Origin of the sequence: Macrococcus epidermidis (assembly GCF_024205965.1) — a bacterium.
Classification (GTDB): Bacteria; Bacillota; Bacilli; order Staphylococcales; family Staphylococcaceae; genus Macrococcoides; species Macrococcoides epidermidis.
This window is the reverse complement of sequence record NZ_CP073819.1, coordinates 183,594-203,593: the sequence shown is the minus strand read 5'-3', so window position 1 is coordinate 203,593 and position 20,000 is coordinate 183,594. Positions and strand designations below refer to the sequence as shown.

Sequence of the window (20,000 nt, the reverse complement as noted above, 5' to 3'; positions counted from 1 at the left end):
TATTATTTAATATTTTTTTGAATAAAAATAGTTACTGTATTTAAATGGCATAAAGATTACTTTTTTCAATATCAATTACAGTAACTTATTCTCATTTACTTGAGCATTAAAGTAACAAATACAGCCAGTATAACTAGCGGAATAACATAGCGCAGCAAGAATGCCCAAAGTTTAAATAACCCTCGATATTTTTCATCCATTAATTCCTGCTTTGCAATTACAGCATCTAGTTTGTAACCCGCAAATAACGCATAACATAATGCTCCAATCGGTAACATAATATTCGAAACTAAATAATCCATATTATCAAAGAATGTTCCCGCTAAAAACTTCATCTGGCTTAAAGTACCATTCGATAATGCAGAAGGTATACATAAAATAAACAATAGTAAGGCGATTGCATACACATATTTTTTTCGTTTCTTTTCTTCATTTTTAATTGCATTTGAAACATTAATTTCAATTAAAGAGATAGATGAAGTAATAGTTGCAAAAAAGAATAGCGATAAAAATATAAGATAAAAGATACTGCCGAACGGCAACTGATCGAATACATACGGTAAAACGATAAACAATAAACCCGGACCTTGCGTATTATCAATACCTAGTGAGGCAGTCGCAGGAAATATTGCAAGACCTGCTAGTATCGTAACCAGTATATTTAAACCTACAACAGAAAAGGCAGATTGGACAATGTCCGTCTTCTTATCTAAATACGATGCATATGTTAACATGCCACCAAACCCTACTGAAAGCGAAAAGAATGATTGACCTAAAGCAAAAAGTACGCCTTCTGCATTCAGTGAATTAAAATCAGGTTTCAGAAAATATACAACACCATCCATTGCATTTGGAAGCGTTAAAGAACGAATGATAATCACAATAAATGCAATAAACAACATAGGCATCATGATTTTTGAAGCTTTTTCAATCCCATCCTGAATACCACGGGAAACAATTATCGCAGTAAGAAAAATAAATAATGCAGCGCCAAGTATTACATATATCGGGTTACTAATCAATTGACCAAATAATCCCTCGTAATTCTTCGTGTGTTGATTTGTAACTATTACATAAACAGTCCTCATCATATAGAGTAAAATCCATCCACCAATTACACTATAAAAACTAAGTAAGAAGAAAACACCAACATTACCGATATGACCGATTAGGTTAAAATATTTATTACCAGTAATTTTTCCGAATACCTCTGTGCTATACGTCTTTCCATGTTTACCTATTACAAATTCTGCTAGTAATAACGGCATACCTATAAATAATGTGAATATCATGAACAATACTAAAAATGCTGCACCACCATTATCAGCCATGACATACGGGAATTTCCACATCGCACCAAGCCCTATCGCCGAACCTGCACTTGCTAATATAAAACCAATTTTCGATCCCCAAACAGTTCTTTTTTCCATGTGTAATCCCTCACTTCATATAATTTTTTAAACAAAAAAGAGGCCAATGCACATGCATTGACCTCAAAAAAGAGACCTTATGCATACGCAACCGGCCTCAAGTAACGCGAATGAAGCCGCCATAGACACTTATATCTATGACGGGCATAAATATAAGTTATGACAGCTGCCACCACATATTTAATTTTGCACTGTTCTGTACAAAAGTCTTCATTCTAAATTACCTCACTTGTTTAAGATTACTGATAATTCTATCAGTATATTGTTTATGCGTCAAACAAATCTATTTAACGTACATCTGTTATATGCGTTATCGGAAAATACATTGCCAATAAATAAGCACTTACAACCATTATCAAAAAGACAGCTATCAATAAAATATCCCGATAGCTAAATGGCACATGGTAATAGTAAGTTCTAGTACCATTATGGAATCCTTTTTTCTCCATTGCAACAGACAGACGATGTGCACGTCTAATATTTTGACTTAATAGCGGGATAATCAAATGCTTTATGCGATTCAATCCTCTGTATTGGCTCGAATCTATAACGTGATAACGCATTTTCAATGCATTGCGTAATTGGAAGAATGACTCAAACATCATCGGCACCATACGGATTGCTGCCATAAAGGCATAGGCATATTTAGGTTTCACCTTTAAATGTTGCATCAAACTATAGAATACTTTTACAATTTCACTTGTAAACGCAATACTTAAACCAAAGAAACTGACTGTAATTGTTCTAAGTGATAAATGTATTCCTCTATATAAACTTTCTTCTGTAATATGCACGATGCCCCATTGAAATAGCGTAGTACTGCCGTCACCATAGAAAATCATAAATAATGACGAAGTGAAACTAAATAATAGCATTACACTTACAAAAGCCGTAATAAGTTTCAAACGCACACCACTCAATCCAATCATAAAGATAAACATAATAATCGCTAGATATAGCATCCAGTCAAAATGATGAATGAATATGACAAGTGCAAATAGTAAAACCCCTAATATCAACTTCGTAATCACATTCACATGATCCATAAATGTATGATATATCTTAAACTGTTCGTACATCATCACCCCTCCTCATTTCAGAAAGTATTCCATCCTGAATGCGTAACACGGTAGAAGGATATCGCTTTATGATTTCGTCATCATGCGTCACCATAATAATCGTTTGACCAGATTGCACACGCGCTTTAAATAATTCAATAAGTTCGAACGTATTATGACTATCCAGCCCAAATGTCGGTTCATCTAGTAACACAATATCAGCTTTTGTACTCAATGCAGTCGCAACACTTAATCTTCTCTTTTGTCCCATGGAAAGTTCAAAAGGATGACGATCTTTTAGATGGTACAGATTTAATTGCTTTAATAAATTTGATGTACGTTCCCCAGCTCGGCTTTTATCTAAAAATTGAAAGTTAAAGAAGATTTCATCGTATACACTACCTTGAATAAATTGCAGTTCAGGATTTTGATAGACGAGGTACATATTACGCGCTGCATCTTTTACTTTCTTCAAAGTTTTATCATCGTATTGCATCAAACCTTTATACGGGATAAGCTGCATCAAAGATTCTAATAACGTTGTTTTTCCTGTTCCGTTCTTTCCAGTAATCGCAATCCATTCATGACTGCTAACGACAAGTTTATCAATATGATACAACGTCTTTTCTTTACGTTTTACTGCCACATCTTTTAACACGAGTTCAAATTCATTTGACATATGCTCATAATGCAATGGTTTTGGTGCACACTTATATGCATTAGGATGCCATACACCATACTGGTTCAATAAATCTTCATGTTGCTCAAGAATAATTTGTGGTGTGCCTTGTGTAACCAACTTACCATCAGCATCCATCAGAATAATACGATCAACATATCGCCAGATATGCTCAACTTTATGTTCTACGATAAGTACTGTCTTATCCTGCCATAAATCGATCATCAATTCCCATAAATGCTTTGTTGCATCGCTATCGAGCATCGCTGTAGGTTCATCTAAAAACCACGTATCAGCATTCTGCAGCAATGACCCAGCAATTGCGAGTTTCTGTTTCATACCGCCACTGAGTTGATTGATTTGTTGTGAGGGTTCAACATCCAGTCCTACTTTAATCAAAACATCATTAATTAATTGATTCATTTGCGATTTATCAACATTTTGATTTTCCAGAATAAAAGCTAGTTCTTCGTATACTTTCGGCATACAAAATTGACTGTCTGGATCCTGAAATATAACACTAGCATTCATGTCCCGTTCTAATACATCATATTTCATCGGTAAATCGATCAACTCAGGGACGATGCCACTTAGTACGTTCAACAATGTGCTCTTTCCAGAACCTGAAGGTCCGAGCAATAATACTTTTTCTTTCTCTGCTATCGTAATATCGATACCGTCAAATATCTTTTCTGTTTCACCGGGATATTTCAATCTTAAATTTCTAACAGATAACATCATCTATAAACTATCGTAATCTGATTGAGTTGATGTTCTGAATAGCTTCGTTACACCAGTCTGATCCAATGCTTTAACAATTAAATATGACAACACCCCGGTTACTAATGCGCCACTAATCAAACGCATTATAATATAAAGCAGCACGTTCCATCCTGCTACTTCAGACATATATCCATAGAAATACTCAACTGGCAGACTTATAATTGCAGCTGCAACGCCCGCTAATATACACACCATCATGCTACGTGATTGATATTTGAATAACATAAATACAAATTCACATGCCAAACCTTGTAAAAATGCAAAAACAAACGTCGGAATATCAAATTTCCCCATTACAATTGTCTCTCCTGCACCTGCTGCAAACTCAGCCAGTAATGCAATTCCTGCTTTTGGAACAATTAAATACGCCACAACTGCAGCCATAAACCAAACACCATATATTAACTGTTCAAAATGTAGCCCCAGTGGTTTCATTGCCTCATAAGGTAACCAGACAAAATTGTACGCTACTGCAAATAATACTGCTACTAATACTGTCACTAAAATTTCTGACAACTTCAAACCCTGACTATTTCTGTTCATTTTCATTCCTCCATAAAAAATACGCATCCTTCTATAGAGAAGACTGCGTACGGAAAAATAGCCACACTTATACTGTGACTATACACTTCCCTACGCTAGTATCATCTAGATCAGGTTCAAAGGGTCTAAGGCTACAGCCTTATCTCAGTTTTTAATAAAACACCCCTAGTGCGCTTATTTGATTTGTTATTTTTACAGTACTCGCGAAACTAAATTTTGTCAACTCAAAATTTCTTTCACCGAAGAAAAGATGAAAGCCCAATTGAACAACCCCAATTCAGAATTCTATTTCGCTTACTCAGATAATGACGTTGCAGGTTATTTAAAAATCAATATAAATGATGCACAAACTGAAGCTATGGGAGAAGATACACTTGAAATTGAACGCATCTATGTTGATAATCGCTACCAAAAACAAGGCATTGGTAAACATCTTTACAACAAAGCAATTGAACGTGCTAAGTATTATCATTTAAAAAAAGTTTGGTTAGGCGTGTGGGAGCATAATCAAAATGCCCTTGCATTTTACAATAGAATGGGATTTAAACATATAGATTCTCATGTCTTTCAAATGGGCGATGAAGCACAAACAGATTTTATCATGGCGCTTAAAATTATATAATGTTATCTTTTTCACAAATGAGTCTATACACTTTTTTATATAACGGATATAATATAGTTGTATATTCATATTTTAATTTATTTTTTTAAATTTACTGTGATAAAAACACATGAGGAGGCACTAAAATGTCTATTGAAATTCCAGCTAAAACTATCGAAGATACTTATGCTTCGAAAGGCAACATTGAAAACGTATTAAATCAAGTAGCAATGAAAGAAGTGATGGTAGATAAGACACCTGGGCGCTATATGTTAAAAGCGATTATGTCAGGTTTTTTACTAGCTATTATGGCAGTGCTTCAACTTGCAGCTAAGACACAATTTGCTTCAACTGAAAATGCAGGGCTTATCAATTTAGTAGGGGCAATTGCATTCAGTATCGCACTCGTAATGATCGTACTTACTAATTCTGAATTATTAACAAGTAACTTTATGTTCTTTACAGTGGGTTATTATTTCAAAACAATCACAATGGGTAAAATTATAAAAATATTTACGTTATGTTTCCTGGGAAATATTATTGGTGGATTTATCTTATTTGGAATGATGACAGGCACTAAAGTTATGACACCTGAAATGGTAGCAGCATTAACAAAAACAGTAGATGCAAAAACAATAGCATCAAGTTGGCATGCAATTCTAATTAAAGGGATATTCGCTAACTTCTTTATCAATATCGGTATTTATATTTCATTACAATGTAAGGAAGTATTAGCTAAAGTATTCTTTATCGGTATCGGAGTAGTTATCTTTGTATTTATGGCTTACGAACACGTTGTTTACAATGCTGGATTGTTTGCCGGAATGATGTTCTACAATATCGATGCATTATCTTGGATCGATGTACTCAAAAATATTTTCTACGCATATATCGGTAACTATATCGGTGGTGGTTTATTTATCGGATTAGTTTATGCATACTTAAACGGTAGAAGAGACGATGTCATCAGAAACTAAATAACTTTTTATTTGCGTGAAGTGTAAACTTCACGCATTTTTTATATTTTTTTGATCATGCAATAAGCTGGATATCTTTCGCCCTCTATTTGATTACCTTGTTCAAATCCAAGTTTTAAATACATGTCGTGTGCAACCGTATTAGGGACATCCACAAGTAACGTTATATATTTTATATGCGGAAAATGACTCATAATGAATTCCGGTAAAGCAATTAACGCTTGTTTTGCATAACCATTTCTTAAATGCCTATAATCAGTCGCAAAAGATCTTATGTATATACTGTTATCCACTTCAAATTTGTTTTCAAACTCACTATGTTCATGTAACACAAAAAATACAACAGGTATTCCCGCTTCATTTAGTCCAAAAATTGGTGTGCGATTAGTATCTTCTTTTGCCACACTGATGTTTACTTCCGGACTTTTCACAAACTTTAATTGTTCTTCAGTTAACTTAAATTGTAATAGTAAATCTTCGTGGTTTTTTGTATATCGAATAAGTTTCATAAAGTGCTCTCTTCCTCTCTTAAGTCATCTTATTGCATAAGGATTATTATTAAATTATAACAAATTGATATAAATACTGTTTACTTCTATATCTGCTAGGGAAAACATTCAAAAAAGATATGGAGGGTTTCTATGGACATTAACCAATATAAAGTAATACCCAATACTAAATTTGATTTCAATAATTATAAAACATCAGAAAATGAAAAACAAAATAACGATAAAATAAAAGTCGATATCATGCCTGATTTAACAGAAAAACTTGAAAAGCTCCATCTAAAATTACATGCTGCTGAAAAAAATGGTATCATCGTTGTGCTGCAGGCACTAGATGCCGCCGGAAAAGATGAAGTTATCAGTTATATCTTCTCTAACCTAAGTGCACAAGGATTAAAGACTACTTCTTTCGGTAAGCCGAATGACACAGAGCTTAAACACGACTATTTATGGCGTTATCATGAAGGGTTACCTGAGCGTGGGCAAATTGGAATTTTTAATCGTTCATACTATGAAGATGTACTTGCGCCAAGAATACATGATTCTGTTGAAGAACATGAAACGCCAAATAATGAAATAGATGAATCAATTTGGAAAACACGATACCGTCAAATCAATGACTATGAACGTTATTTAACTGAAAATGGATTTGAAGTGATTAAATTCTTCTTCAACATGTCCAAAGATGAGCAACGTGATCGTTTACTTGAGCGAATGACTAATAAAGATAAGAACTGGGAGTTTTCATTCAATGACGTAAAAGAACGTGAGTATTGGGATGACTATCAAAAAATATTCTCTGAAATGTTAGAAGCTACATCTACTGAACATAGTCCGTGGTTCATTTTACCTGCAGATGATGAATGGCATACAAGACGTATCGTTACAGAAGTTATGATAGATACAATAAAGCGATTAAAACCTGAGTTTCCTGAAATTTCACAAGAAAATCAACAGAAACTAGAGGAATATATCAATAAATTAAAAAATAACTAACAAATAATTTCAAAATAAATATTTGACAATTCAGAATAATCGTTTTAGAATTATGTTTAATTCTTACAACTAAATATTACTTATCCAGAGTGGTGGAGGGACTGGCCCTATGAAACCCAGCAACCTATTCAATTAGGTGCTAATTCCAGCAGGTATAACCTGAAAGATGAGCTTATGAGTCTACTTCTTTGAGGTAGGCTCATTTTTTTGCTCCTCTTATTAAATTTAGTGTGGAATACAATTTAATGCCAGGAGGAATTCATTATGACAAATCATTACAAATTTGAAACTCTGCAAGTTCATGCAGGACAAGTTATCGACAAGGAAACGAACGCACGTGCACTTCCGATTTATCAAACAACATCATTTATATTCAACGATACGGAACATGCTGCAAATCTCTTCGGTTTAAAAGAATTAGGTAACATATATTCAAGACTTACAAATCCTACAACAGCTGCTTTTGAGACACGTGTTGCTGAACTTGAAGGTGGTGTAGCAGGTGTCGCTGTCGCTTCAGGAATGGCTGCCATTACTTATGCGATACAAACGATTGCGAACAGCGGTGACCACATCGTAGCAACTACAAGTTTATATGGTGGAACACACACTTTATTCGAACACACATTTAAGAAATTCGGTATTGAAACAACACTCGTGGATACGACAAATTTAGAACATGTAAAAGAGGCATTAAAAGATAATACAAAAGCTATTTTTGTAGAAACTATCGGTAATCCTGAAGGAAATGTTGAAGATATTGAAGCGCTTGCAAACATTGCACACAATCATGGTATTCCTTTAATCGTCGATAATACTTTTGCTTCTCCCTATCTGTGTCGTCCAATTGAGTTTGGTGCAGATATTGTCGTACATTCCGCAACGAAATTTATAGGAGGACATGGTACTTCAATTGGTGGCGTCATTATTGATAGTGGTAATTTTGACTGGGATAATGGTAAGTTTACAAACTTATCCGAACCTGATCCAAGCTATCATAATCTCATTTTTACCGCAGCTTTTGGTGAAGCTGCCTATGCCTTTAAGATACGCACAACCCTACTCAGAGATACTGGTGCAGCAATTTCACCGTTCAATTCATTTTTATTAACCCAAGGATTAGAAACACTTTCGCTTCGTGTAGAGCGTCACGTGGAAAATACACAAAAAGTAATCGCGTTTCTTTCCAATCACGATAAGATTGCCTGGATTAAATATGCAGATACACCAGACAGTCCATACAAAACATTGCAAGAAAAATACTTACCGAAAGGTGCAGGTTCTATCTTTACGTTCGGAGTTAAAGGTGGACGTGAAGCCGGTAAGAAGTTTATCGAATCACTTGAGCTCTTCTCTTTACTTGCAAATGTTGGAGATGCAAAATCGCTTATCATTCATCCCGCTTCTACTACACATGCACAACTTACAGAAGATGAACAACTCGCAGCAGGTGTAAGTCCAGAAACGATTCGAATTTCTATTGGCATTGAACATATCGATGATATTATCGCAGACCTGGAACAAGGATTAAGTGTGATTTAATTGGTTGTTCCTCGTATTCTAATCGTTAATTTAATGCCAAATCAATTCGAAACGGAACTGCAGTTTAAACATCATTTTAAAACAGCTATGATTGATTTTTTATATTTAGATACACATCAAACAAATACTGAAAAAAGAAATTATGCTAAGCAACATTATATAAATTTCGAACAAGCTCAACGATACGATTATGATGCGTTAATCGTAACAGGAGCACCTGTAGAGCATCTTCCTTTTGCATCTGTTTATTATTATGAAGAACTTAAAAGCATCATAGATTGGTCTAAAGCGCAACAACATACGCGGTTGTTTATTTGCTGGGCAGCACAATTTGCGTTACATCACTATTACAATATTGAGAAATTCACTTTTAAAGGTAATAAGAAATTGTTTGGTGTATATGCTTATAATGTTCTGGTGGATCATCCTTTAACAAATAATTTTCAAAGCTACTATATACCCCAATCACGCTATACAAATTTTGTGATACAAGATATTAAAGATAAGACTGACTTAACCATAATCAGCACTCATCCTGAATTTGGTGCAGATTTATTAATATCAAAAGATAATAAAGATATTTATATTAATGGCCATTTAGAGTATGCACCTAATACGCTGCATACGGAATATATTCGTGATTGTAAAAAAGGGCTAACAATTTCATTCCTTGAAAATTACTACGCTCATGATAATTCTAGTGATTTGGTAATACAGCGATGGAAACCTTTTGCTGATTCATTCTTCAATGCCTTTGTAACGATACTTAGCACAGACAAAAGTAAGTGATAATGTTAAAAGTTTACAAAATTTTAAACATTGTGTTAATTCCTTTTATATACATTCCTTTCGTTAGAATTACTTAATTATTTGCGTTACGATAAGAGTAATACTATACGCAAAGGAATGTTCGTTATGAAAAATGAAAAATGGCATCAACGCTCTATCGATGACACACTTCATGTGTTTAACACCTCAATAAATAGCGGTTTGTCCCATGAACAAGTGGAAGCAAACCAGTCAACTTATGGTCTAAATGCACTTCCAGCAAAGCGAGAGAAGCCTAAAATCATTAAGTTTTTCGGCCACTTTAACGATATTTTAATATATGTATTACTAGTTGCTGCAGCGATTACAGGATTTTTAGGACACTTTCTTGATATGTCGGTTATCATTCTTGTTGCAGTGATTAATGCAATCATTGGTTATGTACAGGAATCGCGTGCTGAAAAAGCATTAGAAAGTATTCGTAAAATGATGACGAGTGAGGCCGTAGTAATTCGTGATGGTCGCAGTCAAACTATTCCAGGCGAACAATTGACAATCGGAGATATCGTTATTTTATCATCCGGTGAGAAGATACCTGCAGACTTACGATTAATAGAAGCGAATAATTTAAAGATTGAAGAGTCAGCTTTAACCGGTGAATCTGTCCCAGTCCAAAAAAATACACGTCAAATCTCAGAAGATGCTGTACTCGGTGATAGAAAAAATATGGCTTATTCAAGCTCATCTATTACTTCAGGTTCTGGAATCGGTGTAGTTGTTGCAATCGGCAAAGACACTGAACTTGGTAAGATTAATCAGGCAATGACTGACACAGAACAGATGACAACCCCATTGATGCAACAAACCGGTCAGTTCGGTAAATCAGTGAGTATTGGTATTGTTGTAATTTCTATCGCAATTTATTTATTTGGTTTGTTTTATCACAATTATCCAGCCGGCGAACTACTCTTATCTGTTATCGCGCTTGCAGTTGGTGCCATACCTGAAGGATTACCTGCTGTTATTTCAATTATTTTAGCACTTGGTGTTCAGTCGATGGCAAAGAATAATGCCATCGTAAAGAACTTACCTTCAGTGGAAACTTTAGGTTCAGTTTCCGTGATTTGCACCGATAAAACTGGTACGCTTACAAAAAACGAAATGACTGTAACTTCAATTGATTTAATGCATAATCGTTATGAAGTTACGGGCACAGGTTATGAACCAATCGGAGAAATTATACCCAAGCATACTGAAACACCAGAAGCAGAACAAGAATTATACCAGTTCCTAACATGCGTTAAAACAGTCAATGAAGCACGTCTCTCACAAGATGAAAATGGTCATTTTCAAATTACCGGTGAGCCCACTGAAGGCTGCTTAATGACACTCGTACATAAAACTAATTTAGAAATTCCAAACTTACAGGCAATCGATAAAATCCCATTTGATTCACTTTATAAATATATGGCATATCTCGTCGAAGATCAGGGCAAGAAACGTATTTATATTAAAGGAGCACCTGACAGAATATTTGATCGTGTATTTACCAATTCTGATGATAGGCAGGTCTGGGAAAATAAACTAAGTGTAATCGCTAAAGAAGGTAAACGATTAATTGCAGCAGGATATAAAGATGTGCCTAGTGACACAACCACACTCTCACATGACGATTTACAAAGTGGCATCACCTTGCTTGGGTTAGTAGGGATTATAGATCCTCCACGTGAATCTTCAATAAAAGCAGTAAAAGAATGTCAAAAAGCCGGAATTGCAGTAAAAATGATTACAGGTGACCATAAAGAAACTGCAATGGCAATTGGGAAACAACTCGGAATCGGTGATGGTACTAAGGCCATTGAAGGTCGCGAACTCGATAATATGAATGAAGAAACATTATACGAAGCCGCGATTGAATACGATGTGTTTGCTAGAACAAGTCCGGAGAATAAATTACAACTCGTAAAAGCATTGCAAAAACATGATGAAATAACATCAATGACCGGTGATGGTGTTAACGATGCACCAGCATTAAAACGTGCTGATATCGGTGTTGCAATGGGCATTAAAGGAACTGAAGTATCTAAAGATGCCGCGCGTATGATACTGGTTGACGATAACTTTGAAACAATTGTAGATGCGGTACGTGAAGGACGTCGTGTCTATGATAACCTGAAGAAAACAATACTATTCATTTTACCGACAAACGGTTCTCAAGGACTACTCATTTTAGCAGCGATTCTATTCGGCATATCCATACCACTTACTCCTATCCAGGTACTTTGGGTGAACATGGTAACAGCGATTACCATATCTTTTGCACTTGCATTTGAACCTCTCGAACCAGGTGCAATGAACAGAAAGCCAAGACATAAATCTACACCGTTACTAAGTCATTATTTCTTATTTAGAATACTACTCGTATCAGTCATTGTAGCTGGTGGAATACTTCTTGCAAATATGTATTTAAGTCATCTTGATTTACATAAAACTGTACTGAATACAATCACATTGCAATCACTAGTATTTGCTTTAATCTTCCATCTATTTAATTGCCGACACTTAAATCAATTTGCAATTAATCAAGATTTCTTTAAGAATAAAGTCGCATTTATCGTCTCTGGTTTATTCATCACACTACAATTACTCATTACGTATGTGCCATTTTTTAATACGATATTAAAAACTGCTCCACTAACATTTTCACAATGGGTGATTCCGTTAGGTATCGGAACTGCTGTTTTTATCCTGATTGAAATCGAGAAATGGATTACAAGAAACATATTTAAATATGAGGCATAAGATATTTCGCATAAACAAATACCCGTAGCACGTTTAAGTGTGCTACGGGTATTTATAATGAATAGTATGTTATTCTATCCATGGATCATCTTTTGTTTGTTTCTGCTGGAATATATATTTGATATTATCATCGTCGTCATAAACAATAAGTATTGCAAAATTATTTCCTTTTCTATCATTATCTATAACCTGGGCGGAATCTCCATTCATCTCCCCATTCCAGTCATTCGGTTGCCACGCTTCCTCTGCTTCATCTTTCGTTGCGACATCGTAAGCATTCGGGATAATATAGATTTGTTCTACTTTATCACCTTTATATTCAATACCCATATTCCCATATTTCAATAAGTTGTCATTATCAGGATCTACTAAATCTGATTCATCACCTAATAATTGTTCAACTTCTGTTTTATCCATCCCAATTTCAATATCGTTATAGCCATCTGTTCTATCTTTAGACATATAAGAATTCAGAAAATCTCTTGAACTCGTATCTATTGTTCTACGCTCTTCTTGTTCTTCCTGCATCAATTCTTGTCTTTCTTGAGAACGTTCCTGAAACTCTGCAATCTTATCTTCATCAAATTTTTCAACTGCAACATCGGATTCACTCATATTAATAACTAGTTCCCCATTAATCTTTTCATCTTCTATTTCTTTTTGAGCATCAAATTGATAATCTCCTAATACAAAGTTACCTAATTTAACTTGCTCATACATTGTTGTTTCAATTGCAACAGGTTTATCATTAACTTTATAATTCAAAATACCATCTGAACCGGGTGATAAATAGATTTCTTTCTGAGGGACTTTGAAGCTATATTTATCAAATAGGCCATACTTTTTTCCGTCTTTTGCTACATTCATTACTTCACTAGCGTCATGTGTAATAGATGTACCACTTTCGTTATTATCAATTTCTTTTTTCGCTTCTAATAGGCTTGTCTTTAGATCAATACCCTTCGCTTTATTGTATGCAATATAAGCTTTAGCTTCTTCTTCAGAAAGGTAAGCATCTCCACTTTTTAAAAGATCCGATAATTGTTTGGCATCATCTTTTTGAATTGCATTTGTAATAGCAGTGACAGAATTATTGTAAGAAAATTGCTGTCCAAGTATAAAATAAGCCAGAGCTAATAAAGCAATAAAACCTATTACTGTACTTAATAAAATTATCGCTTTTTTAGACATCGGTTGTCTTTGAATTTTTGTTTGCTGTGATACATTTGTGTATTGATCTGTAAATGTTTGATTTTGTGTTTTTTCATAATTTTGAATCGGCGTCACAATTTGGTCTTCTTTTTGTTCAACTTTTGTACCACAGTTCGTACAGACTTTATGATTTGGTTTTAATTCATGTCCACAATTTTTACAGTATTTCATAATAACCTCCAGGAGTATAATTTACTATATACTCCTAATTATATCTGATAGCACAAAACGAACCTATAAGCCTCAATTAATCCGAAAAATAATTCTGATTATTTATTTGTTACTTTAAGCTAGTTAATCACTTATTATGCTTTTTAAAGTTTGATTTTTATCGTTGTTCCCATATCTATTTCACTCTCAATATCGATAGTAAAGTCATGTACATCTAATATCACTTTAACGATTGCCATGCCTAGACCATTTGAAGTGACATTATCTTCGTTCACATTCGACTTATAGAAACGCTCAAAAATCATTTTTCTCGTCTCATCAGTCATCCCATGACCATAATCTTCAATAATGAATTGTTTATTATTCTGTTCTTCTTTCAGTTCAATATGAATTTCACTGTCATTCGGACTATATTTAATCGCATTCGATAATAAATTAGTAATCATTTGATAGCATAAATCTCTATTTCCCAGGACATATACATCTTCTAACGTGGTACTCAAAAATATATCTTTCTGATTAATAGTGTACATATTATCTCGAATAACTTCCTGAATAAGCATTTTAAAATTAAAGTTTTGTTTCGTTAATGATATTTTATTCTGCTCAATTGAGGATAAAAGTAATAACTGCTTCGTCAGACCACTTAAACGTAATGATTGATGTTCAATCTGATTAAGTAAACTCAAATCTTGTGTTTCTTTCAATTTTTTTATTTGTCCGATTAAATTTGTAATTGGAGATTGTATTTCATGACTTACATTTGCCACAAAGCGCTGATTGATTTCCTCATGTTGCTTTATCTTCTTACTCATCTCATTCATTTCTTCAGCAAGGACACCTAATTCATCTTTACGATTAACCGATGTTTGATAACCACTCTGCTCACCAATACGTTGTGCAGCTTTTTTTAGTTCGATTACTGGATGCACAATAAACTTAGAAGAAATAAAGACGAGCAATATTGATATGACAATCGTTAAAAGCAGTAATACCGCTAAAAATGATCGAAATTCATGCATACTTTCACCAACATCTGGTCTTATAAATACTGTATATTGCTGATGATTGATCTGCATTTTCGTGCCTACTGTATTTCTTGATTCATTATCAAAAAATCCAGTGATAAATAGATTGAATGGGCGATTTTTAATACCGTGATAAACGCCATCTCGTTCCATTTTAATCGTATCTAATTTGAGGTTATCTAATCTAAATTTTGTTCCATAATTTTCTTTTAAATCATGGTTATTGATTGCCAGTACTTGAAAATTCAAATCCCCAAGTTGCGCAAAAAACGCTTGTGGTTTTATTTCAGGGTGTTTTTCAATATATTTTTTTTGAGATAATAATACTTGCGTCACCCTTGCATCATTTTGTTCTTTCAATATGACGTGATAATACATATTAGAAATTACAAAAGCAATTACTGCACTAATGAGCATGACATGAAGCATTGTAACAATAAACCTTGTAGATAAATGTTTAAACATGATGCACCTTATACCCTACACCACGTACTGTTACGATTTCCATTTGCGTATCATAATTTTCTAATCGCTTCCGTATACGTTTAATATGAACATCCACGGTACGTTCATCTCCCTCAAAATCAAGCCCCCAAATTGCTTCAATTAATTGCTCACGCGTAGCGATATTAGGTTGATGTTTAACTAAATAATACAGTAGTTCAAATTCTTTACGTGGCAAATAAAGTGTGTCCTGATGTATATGGAGTTCATATGAATCCTGGTCTAGTTCCACATTTCCTATTTTAATTGATGTGATATCTAAGTTATAACGTTTCAAGATTGCATTCGCTCTAAAAAGTAATTCGTCAAATTCAAAAGGCTTTGTAACATAGTCATCACTACCCGCTTCAAATGCGATGCGTTTATCACCCAACGCATCACGTGCTGTAAGCATAATAACCGGCAGTTGATGACTCTCTTTTATCGTTTCACATAATTCAAATCCGTTCATTCCGGGCATCATAATATCAACTACACACAAATCTATCTTCTCATTTTCCAGAACTTTAAGGGCAGCCTCTCCACTACCTGCGCTATATACTTCATAATGATGTTTTATAAATCCTTCCACCACTTGATTTCTTATACTTTGTTCATCATCTACAATTAAAATTTTATTTTTCATCCAATATACTCCTTTGTTCATATTCTGTTCATATTGATTGTTTATGATAACACTATCAACAAAACGAGAAAGGTGATCATTATGAATTTAGCACTTAAAGAAATTAAGTATTACAAAATGAAATATGTATTGATTGCAGCAATCATATTTCTATTAGCATTTCTGGTATTATTTGTTTCAAGTTTAGCACAAGGTTTAGGAAAAGATAATATTTCATTTATAGAACATATGGATGGTAAGTATTTTGTCGTTTCAGAAGATGCAGATAACAATTTGCTCAACGCACCACTTGATAAAGAAGATGTAAAAGTTTTAAAAGATTTTAATATTCCTTTAGTTCAGATGCAACCGATTAAAATTCAAAACAACGATAAGTTTTTACTGACTACCATTTCTAAATTACATGCATTGCCAAAAGAAGGCGATGTCGCTCTAGATGTTCATCTTAACAAGTCGTATGACTTAAAAGATAAACTAAATATTGTAGATAGCAATGAAAGTTTACGTATTTCAGACTTTGAAAAATTTCAAATGTATTCGCACATGCCTGTAGGTCTTGTTAATCAAGCAACTTATAACAAAGTTGTACCACATGAAGCTATCAACACAGCAATCATTAATCAACATGTATTAGACAATGTTTCAATTAAAGAGTTAAAACAAGACTTAAAACATTCTAAAATCATAATACCTGAAGATGCGATGAAAGCTATCCCAAGTTATGAAGCTGAGCAAATGCCTTTAAACTTAATGGTATTTTTCTTATTTTTAATCTCAGCTATCGTCATCACGGTATTCTTCTATATCATTACGATTCAGAAGACAACTGAATACGGCATTTTAAAAGCGATTGGAACAAGTCATAAAAAACTTATATTTAAACTGATTCAGGAAGTATTTATTATAGTAATTTTTAGTGTGTCATTAGCTATCTTTATTATTACCGCTATCAATAACTTTATGCCGCCAGGCATGCCATTTTATCTAAATAATAATCTTATTATGATTCTAGCTGGACTGTTCTTATTTGTATCGTTTATTGGTGTAATGTTATCTATCATCAAGGTGCTTAAGATTGATCCAATAGAAGCAATAGGAGGAGAATAGTATGATTCACGTGAAACATCTTACAAAATCATTTAAACAAGGTGATACTGAAGTAACAGTATTAAAAGATATCAATTTTGAAGTCGCACCAGGTGAAATCGTATGTCTATATGGTCCATCTGGTTCCGGGAAAAGTACACTACTCACGATTATTGGTGCATTACTTAAACCAACGCGTGGTGATGTACTGATTGAGAATAAATCAATAACTACATTGAAACAGCATGAACTTACACAACTTCGTTTAAGTGAAATAGGTTTTATCTTTCAAGCCTCACATCTTGTTCCATTCTTAAAAGTGAAAGAACAATTGATGCACGTAGCGCTTGAAAATAAAATGGATAAAAAAACAGCAAGTAAACGTGCTGATGAATTACTCAACACTTTCGGTCTTGGACATCGTACAAAACAATATCCTAAAAATTTATCGGGTGGAGAAAAACAACGTGTTGCCATTGCACGAGCCTTCATGAATGAACCTTCATTAATACTTGCTGACGAACCTACAGCAAGTCTTGACTTTGAGCGTGCAACACAAGTCATTGAAGCGATTCGTGAACGTGTAAAAGCACAACAAAGTGCGTGTATCATCATCACTCACGATGATCGTATTTTTAAATATGCCGATCATCTTTATCGTTTAGAAGGCGGAAAGATGGTAAAAGAAAGATAAATATAAACATAATAAACCAAAGACATATTAACGTCTTTGGTTTATTATTATGGGAGAATTTCTTATTTTTCTTTAATGTGTAACTTCTGAAGTTGCGATACCCGTCACTGACTTGACCTGAACTTCCTTAAATTTCTCTTCTGTATCTGCCTTACCTAAAAATGTACCTAGGAATGCTGCAATAAAACCTGCTGGAACAGAAATAATCGCAGGATTAGCAAGCGGGAAAATAGGATCCATATTTATAAAACCTGTTCCTGCCGGGTTCATAACATTCGGACTTAAAATCACTAATATAATAGATGTCAAAAGTCCTACAACGATTCCTGCTATAGCACCTTGCGTATTAAATCTCTTCCAGAATATCGTATAAACAATTACCGGTAAGTTTGCACTCGCTGCTACACAAAATGCCAATGATACTAAGAAAGCAACGTTCATATTTTGTGCAAATAACGCTAATACAATTGAAAGAATAGAAACTGCTAATGAGGCAATCTTTGCTGCACTCATTTGTTCTTTCTCACTAATGTTACCTTTCTTAATAATCTCACCATAAATATCATGTGCAAATGCAGAAGCTCCTGATAACACAAGGCCTGCAACAACTGCTAAAATCGTTGCAAATGCTACAGCACAGACAAATGACATGAGCAAATCTCCACCAAGTTTATCTGCAAGTAACGGTGCAGCCATATTTCCAGCAGGATTCGCTTTTATAATTTCCTCACGAGATAAAAGACTAGCAGCACCAAAACCTAAAAATATCGTTAAAATATAAAAAATACCGATAATCCAAGTTGCCCACATTACAGAGCTTCTTGCTGTTTTAGCATCACTCACCGTAAAGAAACGCATTAATATATGTGGTAACCCTGCCGTTCCAAATAACAGGGCAATAATCAGCGAAATATTATCAAGAGGTGATTTACCTTGGGAACCTGGATTAATATATTCTCCTTTAAAGTCAGCTGATTTAATATTTTTCATCTGACCAAACATTTCAGCAATGCTGAAATTAAAGTATTTTAATACCAGAAAAGAAATGATGAGCGTTCCAACCATTAGAAGAATCGCTTTAACCATTTGAACCCAGCTTGTTGCTGTCATCCCCCCAAACAATACATAAACCGTCATCATAATGCCAACAATAATAACCGCCCAAGTATATGGAATATTAAATAACAGTTGAATTAATGCACCTGCTCCAACAAGCTGTGCTAACATATAGAATATTACTATCGTGATTGATGAAACTGCAGCCATCGCTCGAACTTTTTTTAATTCAAAACGTGCTGCGATCATATCTGCTAAAGTATATTTCCCTAAATTTCTTAATGGTTCAGCAACGATGTATAATACGATTAAATATGCCGTTAAATAGCCAATACTATAGAAGAAGCCATCGAATCCCCAAAGTGCGATAGCTCCCGCAATACCTAGAAATGATGCTGCCGATAAATAATCTCCTGCAATCGCTAAACCATTTTGCCAGCCTGTTAAACCTCCACCCGCTGTATAAAAATCTTCAGCAGAATTCGTTCTTTTTGAAGCAAAATATGTAATAAGTAGCGTTAAACTTACAAAAAATAAGAACATAATAATGACTGTTATATTCATGAGCGAGACCCCCTTTTATACTCATTAATGATTCGCTCACTTGCGGCATCGAACTGCTTCGCTTTACGCATATAAATTGTGACTAATGTCCAGACCATCACAAATAATAAGAATGCATAAATCCATGCCCATGAAATATTCCAGAAAGCAATATTATTCAAAATTGTCGTATAACCTGTCAGAATCGGAAAGAGCAATGTCGCAACGATAAAGAACAACGTAATCGGAAAAATAAACTTTTTTCTCGCTGCAACTAAATCATTGAAATCTTTCGATGCTGCAATTTTGTTATAATCCTGTTGATTCATGAAATCATCTCCCCTTTATGTCGTGTAAAAATTCCTCCCAAGTTTCATTTTATTAATTTGTCAGAAT

The 20,000-nt window shown here is 34.2% G+C and carries 18 protein-coding genes and 2 riboswitches; of the genes, 8 read left to right on the top strand and 10 right to left on the bottom strand.

Annotated features, from left to right (window positions below):
- Window positions 1–95: 95 nt before the first annotated feature.
- The 4 genes from KFV12_RS01095 to KFV12_RS01080 all read right to left on the bottom strand — a co-directional run bounded on the left by KFV12_RS01095 (window position 96) and on the right by KFV12_RS01080 (window position 4,493).
- On the bottom strand, window positions 96–1,430 hold the full coding sequence (locus tag KFV12_RS01095; protein ID WP_254257086.1) for a sodium-dependent transporter: 1,335 nt from the start codon (window positions 1,428–1,430) through the stop codon (window positions 96–98).
- A 287-nt stretch (window positions 1,431–1,717) separates the two neighbouring features.
- On the bottom strand, window positions 1,718–2,509 hold the full coding sequence (locus tag KFV12_RS01090) for an energy-coupling factor transporter transmembrane component T family protein (protein ID WP_254257085.1): 792 nt from the start codon (window positions 2,507–2,509) through the stop codon (window positions 1,718–1,720).
- Window positions 2,493–3,905 carry an ABC transporter ATP-binding protein gene (locus KFV12_RS01085; protein ID WP_239242253.1) on the bottom strand — a complete coding sequence of 471 codons (1,413 nt, stop codon included), beginning with the start codon at window positions 3,903–3,905 and terminating at the stop codon, window positions 2,493–2,495. The genes KFV12_RS01090 and KFV12_RS01085 overlap by 17 nt, the downstream gene beginning before the upstream one ends.
- 3 nt (window positions 3,906–3,908) lie before the next feature.
- Window positions 3,909–4,493, bottom strand: coding sequence for an ECF transporter S component (locus KFV12_RS01080; RefSeq protein ID WP_239242125.1), 585 nt, complete (start codon window positions 4,491–4,493; stop codon window positions 3,909–3,911).
- A gap of 70 nt (window positions 4,494–4,563) precedes the next feature.
- A riboswitch (TPP riboswitch) is annotated at window positions 4,564–4,670 on the bottom strand.
- 1 nt (window position 4,671) lies between these two features.
- Here KFV12_RS01080 and KFV12_RS01075 point away from each other — a divergent pair.
- Both KFV12_RS01075 and KFV12_RS01070 read left to right on the top strand, forming a co-directional pair.
- On the top strand, window positions 4,672–5,115 hold the full coding sequence (locus tag KFV12_RS01075) for a GNAT family N-acetyltransferase (protein ID WP_302054724.1): 444 nt from the start codon (window positions 4,672–4,674) through the stop codon (window positions 5,113–5,115).
- A gap of 125 nt (window positions 5,116–5,240) precedes the next feature.
- Window positions 5,241–6,071, top strand: a complete 831-nt coding sequence (locus tag KFV12_RS01070) for a formate/nitrite transporter family protein (protein ID WP_254257083.1) — start codon at window positions 5,241–5,243, stop codon at window positions 6,069–6,071.
- A 41-nt stretch (window positions 6,072–6,112) separates the two neighbouring features.
- On the opposite strand, the gene KFV12_RS01065 is transcribed toward KFV12_RS01070, so the two are convergent.
- Window positions 6,113–6,580 carry a GNAT family N-acetyltransferase gene (locus KFV12_RS01065; RefSeq protein WP_254257082.1) on the bottom strand — a complete coding sequence of 156 codons (468 nt, stop codon included), beginning with the start codon at window positions 6,578–6,580 and terminating at the stop codon, window positions 6,113–6,115.
- Window positions 6,581–6,712: 132 nt separating this feature from the next.
- Between KFV12_RS01065 and KFV12_RS01060 the strand changes: the two genes are divergently transcribed.
- From KFV12_RS01060 to KFV12_RS01045, 4 genes are all read left to right on the top strand, one after another.
- Complete coding sequence (locus tag KFV12_RS01060) at window positions 6,713–7,573, top strand: PPK2 family polyphosphate kinase (RefSeq protein ID WP_239242128.1); 861 nt, start codon at window positions 6,713–6,715, stop codon at window positions 7,571–7,573.
- 77 nt (window positions 7,574–7,650) lie between these two features.
- A riboswitch (SAM riboswitch) is annotated at window positions 7,651–7,746 on the top strand.
- 91 nt (window positions 7,747–7,837) lie between these two features.
- Window positions 7,838–9,115: an O-acetylhomoserine aminocarboxypropyltransferase/cysteine synthase family protein gene (locus KFV12_RS01055; protein ID WP_254257081.1), complete on the top strand. Its 1,278-nt coding sequence runs from the start codon at window positions 7,838–7,840 to the stop codon at window positions 9,113–9,115.
- Window positions 9,116–9,904 carry a homoserine O-acetyltransferase/O-succinyltransferase family protein gene (locus KFV12_RS01050; protein WP_254257080.1) on the top strand — a complete coding sequence of 263 codons (789 nt, stop codon included), beginning with the start codon at window positions 9,116–9,118 and terminating at the stop codon, window positions 9,902–9,904. It begins immediately after the preceding gene.
- Window positions 9,905–10,030: 126 nt separating this feature from the next.
- Window positions 10,031–12,685 (top strand): cation-transporting P-type ATPase, encoded by a 2,655-nt coding sequence (locus KFV12_RS01045; protein WP_254257079.1) that lies wholly within the window; start codon window positions 10,031–10,033, stop codon window positions 12,683–12,685.
- 69 nt (window positions 12,686–12,754) lie between these two features.
- Here KFV12_RS01045 and KFV12_RS01040 read toward each other — a convergent pair whose 3' ends face one another.
- From KFV12_RS01040 to KFV12_RS01030, 3 genes are all read right to left on the bottom strand, one after another.
- On the bottom strand, window positions 12,755–14,068 hold the full coding sequence (locus tag KFV12_RS01040) for a TcaA second domain-containing protein (protein ID WP_254257078.1): 1,314 nt from the start codon (window positions 14,066–14,068) through the stop codon (window positions 12,755–12,757).
- A 143-nt stretch (window positions 14,069–14,211) separates the two neighbouring features.
- The gene (locus tag KFV12_RS01035; protein ID WP_254257077.1) at window positions 14,212–15,561 is read right to left on the bottom strand and encodes a sensor histidine kinase; all 1,350 of its coding nucleotides are present in this window, start codon (window positions 15,559–15,561) and stop codon (window positions 14,212–14,214) included.
- A complete protein-coding gene (locus tag KFV12_RS01030) occupies window positions 15,554–16,225 on the bottom strand; it encodes a response regulator transcription factor (protein WP_254257076.1) in 672 nt (223 codons plus the stop codon). The genes KFV12_RS01035 and KFV12_RS01030 overlap by 8 nt, the downstream gene beginning before the upstream one ends.
- Window positions 16,226–16,306: 81 nt before the next feature.
- Between KFV12_RS01030 and KFV12_RS01025 the strand changes: the two genes are divergently transcribed.
- Together KFV12_RS01025 and KFV12_RS01020 are read left to right on the top strand one after the other, a co-directional pair.
- Complete coding sequence (locus tag KFV12_RS01025; RefSeq protein WP_254257075.1) at window positions 16,307–17,332, top strand: ABC transporter permease; 1,026 nt, start codon at window positions 16,307–16,309, stop codon at window positions 17,330–17,332.
- A gap of 1 nt (window position 17,333) precedes the next feature.
- Window positions 17,334–18,005, top strand: a complete 672-nt coding sequence (locus KFV12_RS01020; protein ID WP_239242136.1) for an ABC transporter ATP-binding protein — start codon at window positions 17,334–17,336, stop codon at window positions 18,003–18,005.
- 72 nt (window positions 18,006–18,077) lie between these two features.
- Here the strand turns inward: KFV12_RS01020 and KFV12_RS01015 are convergent, their stop codons facing one another.
- Both KFV12_RS01015 and KFV12_RS01010 read right to left on the bottom strand, forming a co-directional pair.
- Window positions 18,078–19,625, bottom strand: a complete 1,548-nt coding sequence (locus tag KFV12_RS01015) for a solute symporter family protein (protein WP_254257074.1) — start codon at window positions 19,623–19,625, stop codon at window positions 18,078–18,080.
- Window positions 19,622–19,933, bottom strand: coding sequence for a DUF485 domain-containing protein (locus KFV12_RS01010; RefSeq protein ID WP_111716075.1), 312 nt, complete (start codon window positions 19,931–19,933; stop codon window positions 19,622–19,624). The genes KFV12_RS01015 and KFV12_RS01010 overlap by 4 nt, the downstream gene beginning before the upstream one ends.
- Between the last annotated feature and the right edge of the window lie 67 nt (window positions 19,934–20,000).